We start from the raw sequence: 15,116 nt of genomic DNA, 5'->3' as shown, positions 1-15,116 counted from the left end.
GGCAGCGGCTTGCTGCCGCTTTCTCGGTGATCACAGCATTCTTACTAAACCGCGCGCTTTTGTCTCCTTTGCCGCGCGTTCCCGCTGTCCGTGTCGGCAATGGGGCTGGCCGTCTCCGACCTGGCTCAGCGCCCGGCATGCAGGCCGCCGACCATGGCAGCGGGATCTTTTCTCTGAATTCTCAGTTTTTATCCGTCGACAAGGAGTTGAAGATGGACATCGATGCGAAACACGTATTGCGGATCTTGTACGACAGCGCGGTGAAACAAGCGCTGCCGCAAGGTCACATGGCTTCATTTCTCCCGGAATCCCTGTTTACCCAGACGCGCCAAAAGGGCGGGCGAACCGTCGTGATTGGCGCCGGGAAAGCTGCGGCGTCCATGGCGCAGGAGCTGGAGCGGATCTGGCAGCATGAAACCGCTAAGCTGGCCAGCATTCGGCCGGAGCAGGCAGACTCGACTGACCTCCCTGAGCTGGAAGGGCTGGTGGTGACCCGCTATGGCCATACGGCACCCTGCGAGATGATTGAAGTGATCGAAGCGTCGCATCCGGTGCCGGATGAAATGGGGATGGCCGTCGGTGAGCGGGCGCTTGAACTGGCGGCCGGGCTCAGTGAAGCAGATACCCTGATTTGTCTGATCTCCGGTGGTGGCTCGGCCCTGCTGAGCCTGCCGGCTCCGGGGATCTCACTGGCCGAGAAACAGGCCCTCAATAAAGCGCTGCTCCGCTCCGGTGCCGCCATTGATGAAATGAACTGTGTGCGCAAACACCTGTCGGCGCTGAAAGGGGGACGGCTGGCAAAACTGGCATATCCGGCTCAGGTGATCACGCTGGCCATTTCGGATGTGCCGGGAGACGATCTGAGCGTGATCGCTTCCGGCCCGACCGTGCCGGACAGCACCACCCGGTTTGATGCTCTGGCAATCCTCGAACGCTATCAGATTGACGTGCCGTCTGCGGCGCACCAGTGGCTCAATCAGCCCGCATCGGAAACGGTGAAACCGGACGATCCGTGCTGGACGCGTTGCCAGAACCACTTAATCGCGACCCCGCAAATGGCGCTGGAAGCAGCGGCTGCCGAAGCGCAGGGCCTGGGGATCCCGGCTTATATTTTGAGTGACTGCGTTGAAGGGGAAGCCCGGGACGTTGCTAAGGTCCATGCTGCGCTGGCGCGCCAGGTGGTCACGCGTCAGCAGCCGTTTCAGGCCCCTTGCATCCTGATTTCCGGCGGTGAAACTACCGTGATCGTGAAAGGGGAAGGGCGCGGTGGCCGCAATTGTGAATTCCTGCTGAGTTTGCTCAATGAACTGAAGGGGCAGCCGCAGGTATATGCGATTGCCGCAGATACCGACGGCATTGATGGGGTGGAAGATAACGCCGGGGCCTGGATTTCACCGGAAACCTGGACGAAGGCTCAGTCGATAGGCTTAAAAGCGCAGGATTATCTGGATAACAACAACAGCTACGCTTTTTTCGAGCAGACCGACAGCCTAGTCTTTACCGGGCCGACACTGACCAATGTAAACGATTTTCGCGCCATTTTGATTGTGTAACGCATCGGTTGCATCCGGCTTAAAAATTGAAAGACGTCGTCTGGCGGCACAACCTCCCTGTCTTCGTGCGCCGGGCGGCCGTCTTTCAGCTGCAGAATACGTTGTCCACGCACACAGTTTTGGTGCGAACTTGACTCAGACGCCATTTTTATTCCCCGCACATTGGTCTTTCTCTTTGATTTCTTTAGACTTGACGAACGATTGATCACCCGGAACCCGCAATGACTCGGATCAGGCAAAAAAAACAGGCGCATATTATTCAGGTTGCCAGCGAGCAGTTTGCGACCCACGGCTACTCCGCGACTAAAATTGTCGATATTGCCAAAGCGGCAGAGATCCCCAAGCCCAATGTCTTTTACTACTTCAGCTCGAAAGACAAGCTCTACTTTGCGGTGCTGGAAACCGTCACCAAGCCGTTGCTGGCCGCGTCGCGTCCAATCGAGGCGCTGGATGATCCAATCGAGGCATTAACCCGCTATATCCAGACCAAACTGATGATTTCGAGGGATCATCCCCACGCGTCACGGGTATTCGCGAGCGAAGTGATGTCGGGTGGTCAGTCGCTGCCGGAAGATATCCGTGAAGAGTTATTTCAGCAGTCCCAGATGATCATGGATAAATTTACCACCTGGAGCGAGCAGGGGCTGATGGATCCGGTACCCCCGCATCACCTGATGTTTATGATCTGGTCCGCCACCCAAACCTATGCCGATTTCAGCTGGCAGATCTGTAACGTGATGCAAAAAGAAGCCCTCAGCCATCAGGACTACGAGGACGCCGCCCGGTTCCTGACCCAACTGGTGATCAAGGGATGTGGGGTGAAGAGTCATGTTTAGGGGGGATTACCGATCTAGTTTGAGTCTGTTGAAGATTGAATTGTCGGATTAGTGATTAACGAGTTGAAAGCGAATTCTGCGTGGATATGATTTGGTGTGATAATTGTTCTGAACACTTTTAAACCGAGTTTCCTTCACTGAGAAACCGACAGTTAAGAACAGCGATTTTACTGCCTTACCATTTACTCGCAAGATTCTAACTGTGGTGTCGCTATAGCCTGTATTTCGTGCTCGGGAATGACGTAATAAACAGTTCTTATGCGGACTTTATACAGCACTCTTGGTTGGCTTCCTCCGAGGTATCGCTCTGCAACACTCGGAGAAACTCGAAATATAGTTCCAGTAAAGTACAGTTGAGAATTTCGCTTAATTGGCTCATAGCCGGTATATATGCTCAAATAGCCTTCAATTCGATTATTTAGCAAAAACTCCTCCTCTTTGTTTGATCCCCTGGCTGGGGTGAAACGGACGGTGTCGTCAGGAAAGACATCATTTACGTTGCTTTGTACTGGAGCTTTGTTGACTAAATCGGCGTGAACTTTTCGTGCAATCAGTGCTCTTGTGACGTTGGCTCACGGACCACTTTGATTTTCTGTTTTTCTACAAACGACCAACCAAAAAACTATTTTGACGTTCATATCAACCCCTTCGAAGTAAGCACGATATCCCGGATAGTTCCTCACCGGGAGCATTCACCCATGATAAATCATGAATATTTCTCATGATCGATATGAAGTAATAACACTCTGCTTATGGCTCTGGATCACATTAGAATCGAATCCTAGTTAGGTTATTTGACATAAATCAAAGAAAAACTGGAAAAGCCACAAAAGAAAACTAGAAAGAACACGGGCTAAATTCAGGCTTTCTCTCGGACATTGGATACCAGATCACGATGAACAAAGACTTTAAATTTAAAATTCATAGCATTTGCTTCGATGAAGACTATCGTCCTTCAGACAACACTCGCATCACAACTAACTTTGCGAATTTGGCAAGGGGAGAGAGTCGTCAAGCGAATTTGCGTAACACCCTAAAGATGATTGACAACCGTTTTAATGCCTTGGCCCATTGGGATAACCCGAACGGAGCTCGTTATTCAGTCGCGCTTGAAATCATTTCTGTGGATGTGGATATTGAAGGCAGTGGTCAGACTTTCCCATCGATTGAAGTTTTGAAAACCAATATCGTTGACCATCAAACGAATGAGCGTATTGAAGGAATTGTCGGGAATAACTTCTCTTCTTATGTTCGTGACTATGACTTCAGCGTATTGCTGCTGGATCATAATAAAGACCAACCGACATTCAGCATTCCGGATAATTTTGGCGATTTGCACGGCAAGATGTTTAAGCATTTCGTGAATTCAGACGCTTATAAACAGAACTTTAAGAAGCCTCCGGTTATCTGTCTGAGTGTTTCCGATAACAAAATCTATCATCGCACTGAAAATCAGCATCCGGTATTAGGGATTGAGTACCAGCCGAATGAGTCTTCTTTGACAGAGCAATACTTCAAAAAAATGGGGTTACAGGTTCGCTATTTTATGCCGCCAAATACTGTCGCACCTTTAGCATTCTATTTCTTTGGTGATTTACTCAATGATTACACGAATCTTGAGCTAATCAGCACCATCAGCACGATGGAAACGTTTCAAAAGATCTACCGACCTGAAATCTATAATGCGAATGCGGTTGCGGGCAGTCGGTATCAACCCAATTTGAAGAATCTGGATCATTCATTAACGCAAATTGTTTATGACCGAGCCGAGCGTAGCCAGCTGGCGATTGAACAGGGTAAATTTACGGAGCAGTACTTCATTAAACCGTACCAAACCATTCTAGAGCAATGGTCTGCTCAATACGCCTGAACCATCACGAGAATAGAAAGCAGCCTTTATGATGAAAAAATTATTACCGACTTCAACGTCAGGCAGTTTGCCGAAACCATCCTGGCTGGCACAGCCAGAGGTACTATGGTCACCTTGGAAGTTGCAAGGTGGGGAATTACTGGACGGCAAACACGATGCGCTACGTGTGTCATTACAAGAGCAGCAGCTCGCAGGGATTGATATTGTCAGTGACGGCGAGCAAACGCGCCAACACTTTGTGACTACGTTTATTGAGCACCTGAGCGGCGTTGACTTTGAGAACCGGAAGACCGTTAAAATTCGTGACCGCTATGATGCGAGTGTCCCGACGGTCGTTGGTCCTGTTTCTCGCCAAAAGCCTGTTTTTGTCGAAGATGCCAAGTTTTTACGCCAGCAAACCAAGCAACCGATCAAGTGGGCCTTGCCAGGTCCCATGACCATGATCGATACGCTTTATGATGACCATTATGGCAGCCGTGAAAAACTGGCCTGGGAGTTTGCCAAAATCCTCAATCAGGAAGCCAAAGAATTAGAGGCTGCCGGCGTGGATATCATCCAGTTTGATGAACCTGCTTTTAATGTGTTTTTTGACGACGTGAATGAATGGGGTATTGCGTGTTTAGAACGTGCCATTGAAGGACTGAAGTGCGAAACCGCGGTCCATATTTGCTACGGCTATGGCATTAAAGCCAATACCGATTGGAAAAAGACCTTGGGCACCGAGTGGCGGCAATACGAAGAAGTGTTCCCGAAGCTGCAACAATCGAATATCGATATTATCTCGCTGGAATGTCACAACTCTCGGGTGCCCATCGAGCTGCTTGAACTGATCCGCGGCAAAAAAGTGATGGTCGGGGCGATTGATGTGGCAACCAACACGATTGAGACGCCAGAGGAAGTCGCTGATACCCTGCGAAAAGCTCTTCAGTTTGTCGATGCAGACAAGCTTTATCCTTGCACCAACTGTGGGATGACGCCTTTGTCTCGTGAGGTTGCAAGAGGGAAGCTGAAAGCCTTAAGTGCGGGGGCTGAAATTGTGCGAAGAGAACTGTTGGCCTAAGACGAATCAAGTGTCCGGATTACGTTGAAGATTGCATTATACAAATCATGAACGCCGAACACTTCATTAACCGTTCAAACAGCGAATGATTTCCCCCTCATCCGTGAATGTTAGGGGGATTTCCCTGATTCAAATAGGGCGTCACATGACGCTGCATACGTTCGACAAATTCATCCTTCTCCCCGACAGGGGCAAAATAATGCATTGCGTTCTTCGCCGCCTGAATCCCTTCTAAACGGGCAATGACCCAGCAAGCGAGATAAGAGGAGGCCAGACAGCCGCCAGCAGTCGCTAAATTGCCATTGGCGAAAAAAGGCTGGTTGAGCACTTCAATACCAGCCTCCTGCACCCAAGGCTTGGACGTTAAATCCGTACAGGCCGGAACGGCATCGAGTAGGTCGAGTTTCGCTAAAATTAAAGTGCCTGAACATTGCGCCCCGAGTAATTGTTTGTTTGGGTCAAGTTTGAGCTGATCCATCAAGGAAGCGTCATTGACGATTTCCCTGGTTTGCATCCCACTACCCAATAACACAACATCGGCTTTAACCGCTTCGCTGATTGAGGCTTGTGCTTCAATCACGACACCATTCATCGATGTGACACGCGGTGTCGGGCTGGCAATCGATACGCGCCAATTATGATTGGCTCGGTTCAGGATACCAAATGCGATCAATGAATCGAGTTCATTAAATCCGTCAAAAGTAAGAATAGTAATATGCATGGTATCAATGCTCCGTTTCGGCTTGATTTGTCTCGCCACTATAGAAACAATAACTAGCACAAACAAAAAATTGTCATAGATACAATCGAATATGCCGAAAGCCCGTTACAAGCAAGTTGTCGACTCGCTCGCTGCAGATATTCATTCCCGCAAGTTTCGTCCGGGGCACCGATTACCCACGCATCGTCAATTGGCCAGCCAACATGGTATGGCGTTGGCGACAGCGTCACGGGTTTATGCTGAGCTTGAAGCCATGGGATTAGTCAGCAGTGAAACCGGCCGCGGGACGTTTGTTCGCGAAGCAGCTTTGCCTCCGGGTTTAGGGATTGATCAACCAGCGATGACAGCGGAGATGGTGAATTTAAACTTCAGCATTCCCGCCTTGCCCCAGCAAGGGGAATTGTTGCGTGTTGCATTGCGCAAACTAGCTTCCTCGGGCGACATTAATTCTCTACTTCGTTACCAACCGCATGGTGGTCGACTCTCTGAGCGGGAAATCATCGCGAAGCACCTGAGCAAACTGGGATTACAAGTTGATGCGGCATATGTGTTATTCGTCAGTGGCGCGCAACATGGATTAGCCGTTACCACGATGGCTGTATTCAACCCAGGGGACGTACTGGCAATAGACGCTTTAACCTATCCGGGAATGAAAGTCTTAGCAGAAAGCCTCGGATTAGAACTAGTCGCTATCCCCACACTGGATAGCGGGCCTGACCTGGATGTGCTTGAGCGTTTGTGTTCCAGACGCCGTGTCCGCGCCGTCTATACACAGCCAACAGTACATAATCCACTGGGTTGGGTTTTGAATATGGAACGCCGACAACAGTTGGTCAAGTTAGCGCGCCAGCACGATTTGATCCTCATTGAAGATGCTGCATATGCATTTCTCGAAGCGGAGGCACCAACCCCTTTAGCGGCCTTAGCGCCGGAAAGAACCATTTATGTTTCAGGCTTCTCCAAAAGCATTGCCACAGGATTACGGGTGGGTTTCGTCACCGCTCCTCCGGCCTACATTCCCCTCATTGAACGGACCATTCGTGCAACCATCTGGAATACTCCTGCTGTAATGACTGCAATCGTCTGCGATTGGATTAAAGACGGAACGCTTGCCAGGTTAGAGTCGGAGAAGAGACAAGATGCCGTCATCAGGCAAAACATAGCGGCTGAAGTGCTTGGAGACTTGAAGTATGTTGGGCATCCCGCTTCCTATTTCCTTTGGATCCCGCTTCCTGAAGAAGTGCGGGCTGATAGGGTCGCGAAGGAACTGCTCGACAATGACATTTCGGTTTCAACCGCGGTGCCATTTGCGACATCAGTTCAAGTGCCACATGCGCTTCGAATCGCAATAGGGTCCGTGGAGTTCGATGTACTCAGGCATGCTTTGACCAAGGTGAAGAATGTCATCGAATACCATCAGTATCTCTGATAGAAATGAGAAGTCTTTCAGCGCGAGTTAAATAACATGACTCATCAGTAACTTAGCTGATACAGAACGATGAGCACTCTCCAGAGTGCCATCGCCTTTCTTTTCCTATCGTTTTCGATGATACTCTTGCGCATTATTGTTTAGTTGGAAAACGTCATGCCTCAAGCAAATTCCGTGGTCGTACTCGACTTTGAAACCACTGGCCTCTCTCCTAATCAGGGTGACCGTGCAATTGAGATCGGCGCGGTTAAATTAGTGAATGGTGAGGTTGTCGATACTTTTCAGCAACTCATGAATCCTGGCTTCAGAGTGAACTCATTCATTGAAAGCTATACCGGCATCACCAATGACATGTTACGTACAGCTCCAAGCTGCGATGAGGTGATGGCATCGTTTAGTGAGTTCATTGCGGGTGAGAATCTTATCGCGCACAACGCTTCGTTCGATAAGCGATTTCTAGACGCAGAGCTTGAGAGAATTAACTGTGGTTATTCAGGAGAGTTCGCTTGCTCCTTGCTGGTAGCAAGGCGGCTGATTCAAGGTGCACCATCACACAAACTTGGTGAGCTTGTTCGCTACAAAAACATCGACAACGACGGTGTTTTTCACCGAGCATTAGCCGATGCACAAATGACAGCCAAACTTTGGCTTCAAATGGTAGAGGACTTGGAGAAATTAGGCATCGCCAAGCCAAGTTTTCAGTTTATGCAAACCGTTAGTAAAACAGCAAAAGGAAAAGTCGACCTGCTGCTTGCTAGAAGTCGTGCTTAACTCATTCATACTCAAACGCTTTTTCATCAAGTATTTGATTTCGGGCTCTTTGTCGCTTAAGTGAATTTCTAAATATCAGCGACAAAGTTCGCCATCATCATGAATGTCGCTGTATTTCTAAATCACAAGAAATCTTGACCAAATCAAAAGTATTATTGGATAAAAATGAGTCAGTAACTTTTCTAAATTAGCAAATCATGGATAACTACAGGTATGTCGCTTAGTAGAGTGTCCAGCATCACTGGTGCAGATCAGGTAGTCATTTCATGCTAACTAGACTGGTGTTTGGTCGTAAACGTTCGAGTTGGGTAATGTTTGTTATGTAATCAATAATAATATCGATGGAAAAAATTACCAATATATTCCAAGTTTCTGCATATGAAGTGAAGTTAGCACAATACGCTTTAGGATCTAAATGAAATCCTATAACGCAGACCCCACTTATGTTGATAAAAAAGATGTTGCTTATAGCAGTGATGTCAGTTGCATTTTATTCATACGCCGCGACCTCGCCTAATTCATCTCTACACACTAAGCCTTTTAGTGTGGCTACATATAATGCTAAGTTCTTATCCGCATGCATGACCAAAGGCAGAGAAGCGAACTTCTTAATAGTTGCTGCCCAATTGGCAAATGTTGACGTGGTGGCTTTACAGGAAGTGCGCGACCGATTGGCGGTTGAACACTACTTTAAACCATCAGATTGGACAGTGATCATTGACGACGATAGTACCGATGATATGAACCTAGCCTTTGCGGTGCGCAAAGGGGTGCTATTTCGCTTGAGCTCAGGCTCTACAACCAACGCCGATGAAGTGTTGGATTTCGCTTTCACTAATAAAAATGACAATTTTGTCGATGCGCGAAGGGTTCTAAAGCTTTATGTAGAAACAGATATTGGTGAGGTTCTGTTGCTTAACCATCATGCCAAGTCACGCTATAGTGGCCGAGCCAGCTCGGAGGTCCAACGGGTTGGAGCTGCTCTTGATATTGTTGAATTTATCGACGCTCAATCAAACCCGAATGTCGTATTGCTCGGCGATTTTAATGACACACCGGATGATGCTTCTTCAAATACATTAGAAATGGGATATGAAGCAATTCGACAAAGAGAGGATTTACCCGGTCCCTTTTTAATTAACTTGACTGAAACACTCGCAGCTAGAGATATCGTTAGTTATGGTTTAAAAAGCAATTCAGTAACCGGTGACTATTTTAAGAAAGTGGATTCTGTCGTTGTTGGCTCACGTCAGATGAACCTCGACAATTACATCACTGACACTATCAACTCACATGGGTTGTATGACCAAATATATATTTCTCCTGCAATTGATTCAGAGTTTTCTTCAAAATGGCTGATTCGTACGTTTGAGCACCCATCTGCTATCGATGGTAATAATGACACACGCGCATCTGACCACCTTCCGGTAATTGCAAAGTTGGGATTAACTGAGATACAAAAGCCTCATGTTGAAATTACTGCCTTACTGCCTTACTGCCTAATCCTGTCGGCACAGACTCAAAAAATGAAACCATCACGTTGAAAAGCATTGGTAGTGCTTATGAGGGTGGTTTACTTCTAAAGGATGCAAGCGGTAAAGCGACCCCAATAGATGTTCAGATAAGCAAAGACACTTCCTTTACCTTAAAGATTCAATCTGGCGTAACGCTAGATAATTCCGGGAATTCAATTTATCTATTTGATGAGTATGAACGCTTTGTTACATCAAGTTTCCTACTCATCCTCTAAAGAAGGCGCTGAAATAGTATTTAAGGATGAAATATGAAGAAAAACGTTATTGCGATAGCGGTTAGTTTAGGTATCCCACTGGTAGCACATGCGACGGAGTCATGGAATAAAGATACTGTTTACAATTCGGGTGACCTAGTCACTCACCATGGAGAGTCATTTGTATCTTCTCATTGGACACAAGGAACTGAGCCAGTAATAAATGATATCTCTTGGGATGGTTGGATTCACATCGATGCAGATACGATTGACAACTATAAGCATGAAACACCTTATGCAGGTGGTTCAGTCGTGAACTTTGACGGAGATATTTACCTAGCTAAATGGTGGGTTCAAGGAGAGTATCCTTCTAAGTCTGGCACTTGGCGTTTACTCGATGATTTAGAACCATCTCCTGACCCTGACCCTGACCCTGACCCTGACCCTGACCCTGACCCTGACCCTGACCCTGACCCTGACCCAGATTTAGACCCTAAATCCCCTGAGGCAATTGTGGGAGTGGATAAAGATAACAATGGAGTTCGTGATAGTTACGAAGTGGCTGTAACAGAGGCGTATCAAAACCCCAAAATTGTTCAGCTGGCCATTAACCTAGGTCTTGAGTATACCGATATCAATGAAATTGCGTTTGATAAATCCATCCAGTTGTCAATTGAGGATGCGACTAAAAAGTACAACGAAATTTTGGTTTTGGAAGAATGTGCGGAGGAGTTGCTGAAAACAGGTGTTATTGAAATGACGCCACTAGAGCTGCATACCGATACCTTGTACAGAGCGTTAACCTACCGAACCGGTAAAGAGCGTATTTTCGAGCAGATGGGGCACGATCTTGATGCGATTTTGACGATTGAGCAACCGTGTGTAGGGACAATGGCAGAGGAGGCGGTGAAATGAAAAAGCTCGCGACTATTCTTGGTTTGATGTCACTATTTTATGCTAGTACGAGTGCGGCTCAGTGTGAAGTTAACGTTGATAAACTCCAACTTGTCTACATCAACGGAATGTTTACTTCTTCAGAAGCGGCTAAGCAAAACGTGAGTGCTTTGAATCGATTCCAAGACAAATATCTTTATACTTTTGAAAAGGCATCGGGCGTCGAATATTCCTATAACTACTCGGAGACACTTTTGTTGCAAATAGCTGAGGTCGCTTTTCATAAAATGACCGATGAGCAATATGAAGCCGGCTACGGGAGATTCTTGAATCGACTTGTTAGTGGTAAGGATGTTTCGGTTTTGGAAGATGCTGCCGAGATGCTAGCTTGGTTCTACAGTACCGTCATTGAAGAAGTCGATTCATTAATGCAAGAGTATGACTACACTGCGGCTGAAAGGGTCGTGGAGAGCCAAGTTGGAAAGTGTGCTAGAACAGTATTAGTTACTCATTCACAAGGTAACTTCTATGGGAATGCGGTTTATACGAGTGTGTCCTACTCCTATGTCTATCCCAATCAAGCTGCACTGTCGGATTACCCTATGCTCGGTTATATGGGTATAGCTAATCCAACTTATAGTGTTGGGGGCTATTATGGGCAGCAGGTGCCAGAAATTGCCAAAACGTTCACTAATGCGAATGACTTGATTATGTTGGCAGTACGTTTAGCATACGGCGCAGTTCCTTCAGATTCGGTATATGCGAATCTACTATCTGATCCTACTGGGCATGGCCTAGAAGTTGCGTATCTTAAGAACCGCGGCGCGCCTGTTATCGCTCAGAGAATTATCGATACAGTTAATGGCTTGACGCCATATCCTATGTTTGAGCAACACCGAGTATCGTCTTCGGCCATTTCTAATATTGGCTACTCAGAGATCTCACACATGTTGGATGTGCGTTTTAAATATGGTGGTGGCTACCGTTACTATGATGTCCCAGGACACATTGGGAACACTTTTATCAATGCATCGAGTCATGGCACTTATTTTAATGAATTCATTAAAGATCAGTATGCTTATGAAAAAATAGAGGAGTAGGTTTCATTACGGAAACTTACTGAGGTAGTTGCTTTACTTCCATACAGATACAGGGCTGTTATTGAGTGACTGATAGAGGCATCAGCATTTTCTCTTGTGGTGGTGCCTCTGTGTTTTTAAGGCTAGTTATCTTATGTAGTATCGTCAGTCGATTTAGATTCCTATTTCATATTCTTCAACTTCTAGACTAAGGCTTCCAATCAGGGTGAGATCACGAACGTTTTGTGACCAAATTCTGTGAGTTTGACCGGCCGATCGAATTATGATCTTATACTCCCTTTTTCGGGAGTTCTAAGGTGAGTATCGAGGCTTTTTCTCAGTATTTTGGCGATCTGCACGACCCTCGTCAGTCTGCGAAAATCTGTTATCCCTTATTCGATGTTCTGTTTCTTACTGTTTGTGCGACGATTGCTGGAGCTGAGGGCTGGGAAGACATTGAAGATTTCGGTGAAGCACATTTTCAATGGTTTCAGCAAAAAGGACTTTTTACATCTGGACTTCCTGTTCACGACACCATTGCTCGTGTTATCTCACGCCTAGATCCAAGTCAGTTTCAGGAGTGTTTTATCAACTGGATGCAAGCCGTTACTGAGCGCTCAGACGGTGAGTTAATCGCTATCGATGGTAAGGTGTTGCGTAGCTCATATAACCGCGAAAGCAGGCAATCTACGATTCATATGGTTAGTGCCTTCGCCACGGCCAACAGCGTAGTTATGGGCCAACTCAAAACCAATGCGAAGTCGAACGAGATCACGGCAATACCGGAACTGCTTAACTTGCTGGACATCAAAGGCTGCCTGATTTCGATTGACGCAATAGCCTGCCAGACCAACATCGCCTCAACCATCATTGATAAAGGTGGTGATTATTTACTTGCAGTTAAAGGTAACCAGGAAACATTGGCTAAAGCTGTACGTCAGGCGTTGTCTGCGAAGATTTCGATTCAGAGCGCCCCTGAAAATGTCACGGTGGAGCAAAGCCACGGACGAATCGAAGCCCGAGAATATCATGTACTACCTGCTGGTGAGTTGGTACAACAGTTTCCTGATTGGAAAGGTCTAAAGAGCATCGGCGTTACCATTGGTTATCGCATTGATAAATCAGGTAAAGAGTCACTCGAATATCGCTATTACATCAGCTCTGCTGAGTTGGAGAAAGAGCGTTTTGCCACCGCAGTGCGTGGCCACTGGGGAATTGAAAACAGCCTGCACTGGGTACTTGATGCATCAATGAACGAGGATGCTTGCCAGATTTATCGCGGAGATGCAGCTGAGATCATGGCCTGTTTTCGGCACATTGCACTGAACATGTTGCGAGCCGAAACCTCGAAAAAGGCTAGCATTCGACGTAAACAGAACATTGCAGCGATGAATACCGCTTATCTGGACAAGGTGTTACTGGCTGGTTTTAAGGCGGTGAGTGAAAAATGAGCATTCATGCTCTCACCCTGGGCTTCCAATTGGATATCTAAGTCATTGATATAACATATGTCTATGGAATTGGCAGTACCTAGTACCGTTCCTTAAACAAGTATTCGACAATCAGCACATAGTTTCACCATGAAAACTAAGTCAAATGATGCGTATAAGATTTAACGTAAAAAATAGGTGCTAGCACAGAATGGGGCATAAATGAGTTAGAAAATATGCCAATTGCCGAAACGAGCCCCAAACAGTCCTCTACCCTCCCAACAAAAACCGCCCTGCAGCCAGTGCTGACAGGGCGGAAGCGGACAATCTCTTCTTGTGAGGCTTTTATCTGCGCATGCTGTCCTGCGCTTTTTGTGCCAGGCGTTTGGCGGCGGCGCGGTGGCGGTGCAGGAGTTGCTCCATATCGACGCCTGAAACCACTCCGTCGTAGACCCGCCATTTGCCGGCGACCATCACCCGGTCGGCTTGTTGCGCGCCGCAGAGGATTAACGCGGCCAGTGGGTCGTGGCTGCCGGAGAACCGGATATCATCTAAGGTAAACATCGCCAAATCGGCTTGCTTGCCGACGGCGAGTGTGCCGATGTCGGTGCGCCCCATTGCCCGGGCCGAGCCGGATGTTGCCCAGCGCAGGGCATCAACATGAGTCACGCTGGCAGAGCCGTATTGTAGCCGTTGCAGGTACATGGCCATGCGGACTTCGGCGATCAGGTTGGAGCCGTCATTGGAGGCGGAACCATCGACGCCGAGACCGACTTTCACCCCGGCAGCTTCCAGGTCACGGTTTTTACAGATCCCGGAGGCCAGCATCATGTTGGAGGTCGGACAGTGACAGATCCCGACGCCCGCTTTGCCCAAGCGCTCGATTTCCTGCTTGTTGAAGTGGATGCCGTGGGCCAGCCAGGTCCGATCGTTGAGCCAGCCGACTTCTTCAAGGTAATCGACCGGGCGCATGCCGAATTGGTCGAGGCAGAAGTCTTCTTCATCCAGCGTTTCACATAAATGGGTGTGCAGCATCACCTGATGCTGCTCGCCGAGGTAGGCGGTCTCTTTCATCAGATCTGTGGTGACGGAAAACGGCGAGCACGGCGCCAGGGCGATTTGGGTCATCGCGCCGTCATGGGTCTGGTGATAGTCGCGGATCAGTCGGGTGCTGTCATCGAGAATAGCCTGCTCGGTCTGAATGGTCTGCCGTGGCGGTAGGCCGCCGTCGTCTTCGCCCAGACTCATGGAGCCGCGGGTAAAAATGGCCCGTACGCCGAGTTTCTGCGCGGTTTCCACCTGCAAGTCAATGGCGTGTTCCAGGCCGTTGGGCAGCAGGTAGTGGTGATCGGACGCCGTGGTACAGCCCGAGAGCATCAGCTCGACCAGTGCCAGCTCGGTTGCGACCTGCATCATTTCGGCATCAAGATTGGCCCAGACCGGATACAGGCTTTTGAGCCAGTGGAACAGCTCCTTGTTGAGTGCATCCGGGTAGGCTCGGGTCAAGGTCTGATAGAAGTGATGATGGGCATTGACCAGTCCGGGGGTGACGACATGGCGCGAGGCGTCCACGGTATAGTCGACGGGTGTGGTCGGGGTCTGGTTCGGAGCGAGCAGTTCGATAATTTGATCGCCCCGGACCACGATGCCGCCGCGGGCATCATCTGTAGTACCGGTGTAAACAGCGAGTGGATGTTTAATCCAGATGGTTTCCATTCATGTGATTCCTTAGCCATCTCTGCCT

12 protein-coding genes are annotated in these 15,116 nt (G+C 48.1%); 10 read left to right on the top strand and 2 right to left on the bottom strand.

The window, feature by feature from the left end; all coding sequences use genetic code 11:
- Window positions 1-212 precede the first annotated feature (212 nt).
- The 4 genes from NH461_RS20805 (at window position 213) to NH461_RS20790 (ending at window position 5,319) form a co-directional block, all read left to right on the top strand.
- On the top strand, window positions 213-1,553 hold the full coding sequence (locus NH461_RS20805) for a glycerate kinase (RefSeq protein ID WP_261604507.1): 1,341 nt from the start codon (window positions 213-215) through the stop codon (window positions 1,551-1,553).
- A 221-nt stretch (window positions 1,554-1,774) separates the two neighbouring features.
- Window positions 1,775-2,389: a TetR/AcrR family transcriptional regulator gene (locus NH461_RS20800; RefSeq protein ID WP_261604506.1), complete on the top strand. Its 615-nt coding sequence runs from the start codon at window positions 1,775-1,777 to the stop codon at window positions 2,387-2,389.
- Between the two features lie 895 nt (window positions 2,390-3,284).
- Complete coding sequence (locus NH461_RS20795; RefSeq protein WP_261604505.1) at window positions 3,285-4,259, top strand: DUF1852 domain-containing protein; 975 nt, start codon at window positions 3,285-3,287, stop codon at window positions 4,257-4,259.
- Between the two features lie 31 nt (window positions 4,260-4,290).
- Window positions 4,291-5,319: a methionine synthase gene (locus NH461_RS20790; protein ID WP_261604598.1), complete on the top strand. Its 1,029-nt coding sequence runs from the start codon at window positions 4,291-4,293 to the stop codon at window positions 5,317-5,319.
- A 97-nt stretch (window positions 5,320-5,416) separates the two neighbouring features.
- On the opposite strand, the gene NH461_RS20785 is transcribed toward NH461_RS20790, so the two are convergent.
- A complete protein-coding gene (locus tag NH461_RS20785) occupies window positions 5,417-6,040 on the bottom strand; it encodes a DJ-1/PfpI family protein (RefSeq protein ID WP_261604504.1) in 624 nt (207 codons plus the stop codon).
- A 91-nt stretch (window positions 6,041-6,131) separates the two neighbouring features.
- Between NH461_RS20785 and NH461_RS20780 the strand changes: the two genes are divergently transcribed.
- From NH461_RS20780 to NH461_RS20755, 6 genes are all read left to right on the top strand, one after another.
- On the top strand, window positions 6,132-7,469 hold the full coding sequence (locus tag NH461_RS20780) for a PLP-dependent aminotransferase family protein (RefSeq protein ID WP_261604503.1): 1,338 nt from the start codon (window positions 6,132-6,134) through the stop codon (window positions 7,467-7,469).
- Between the two features lie 156 nt (window positions 7,470-7,625).
- The gene (locus NH461_RS20775) at window positions 7,626-8,240 is read left to right on the top strand and encodes a PolC-type DNA polymerase III (protein WP_261604502.1); all 615 of its coding nucleotides are present in this window, start codon (window positions 7,626-7,628) and stop codon (window positions 8,238-8,240) included.
- A 443-nt stretch (window positions 8,241-8,683) separates the two neighbouring features.
- Complete coding sequence (locus tag NH461_RS20770) at window positions 8,684-9,784, top strand: endonuclease/exonuclease/phosphatase family protein (protein ID WP_261604501.1); 1,101 nt, start codon at window positions 8,684-8,686, stop codon at window positions 9,782-9,784.
- 239 nt (window positions 9,785-10,023) lie between these two features.
- Entirely contained in the window at window positions 10,024-10,884 is an 861-nt protein-coding gene (locus NH461_RS20765; RefSeq protein ID WP_261604500.1) for a carbohydrate-binding protein, read from the top strand.
- Window positions 10,881-11,963 carry a KTSC domain-containing protein gene (locus tag NH461_RS20760; RefSeq protein WP_261604499.1) on the top strand — a complete coding sequence of 361 codons (1,083 nt, stop codon included), beginning with the start codon at window positions 10,881-10,883 and terminating at the stop codon, window positions 11,961-11,963. The genes NH461_RS20765 and NH461_RS20760 overlap by 4 nt, the downstream gene beginning before the upstream one ends.
- A gap of 296 nt (window positions 11,964-12,259) precedes the next feature.
- Complete coding sequence (locus NH461_RS20755) at window positions 12,260-13,393, top strand: ISAs1 family transposase (RefSeq protein ID WP_261604438.1); 1,134 nt, start codon at window positions 12,260-12,262, stop codon at window positions 13,391-13,393.
- A gap of 324 nt (window positions 13,394-13,717) precedes the next feature.
- On the opposite strand, the gene NH461_RS20750 is transcribed toward NH461_RS20755, so the two are convergent.
- Window positions 13,718-15,088 carry an 8-oxoguanine deaminase gene (locus tag NH461_RS20750; RefSeq protein WP_261604498.1) on the bottom strand — a complete coding sequence of 457 codons (1,371 nt, stop codon included), beginning with the start codon at window positions 15,086-15,088 and terminating at the stop codon, window positions 13,718-13,720.
- Window positions 15,089-15,116: the final 28 nt, after the last annotated feature.

Origin of the sequence: Photobacterium sp. TY1-4, from assembly GCF_025398175.1 — a bacterium.
Lineage (GTDB): Bacteria > Pseudomonadota > Gammaproteobacteria > Enterobacterales > Vibrionaceae > Photobacterium.
The sequence above is the reverse complement of the archived record's forward strand: the minus strand, read 5'-3'. Positions and strand labels throughout refer to the sequence as shown.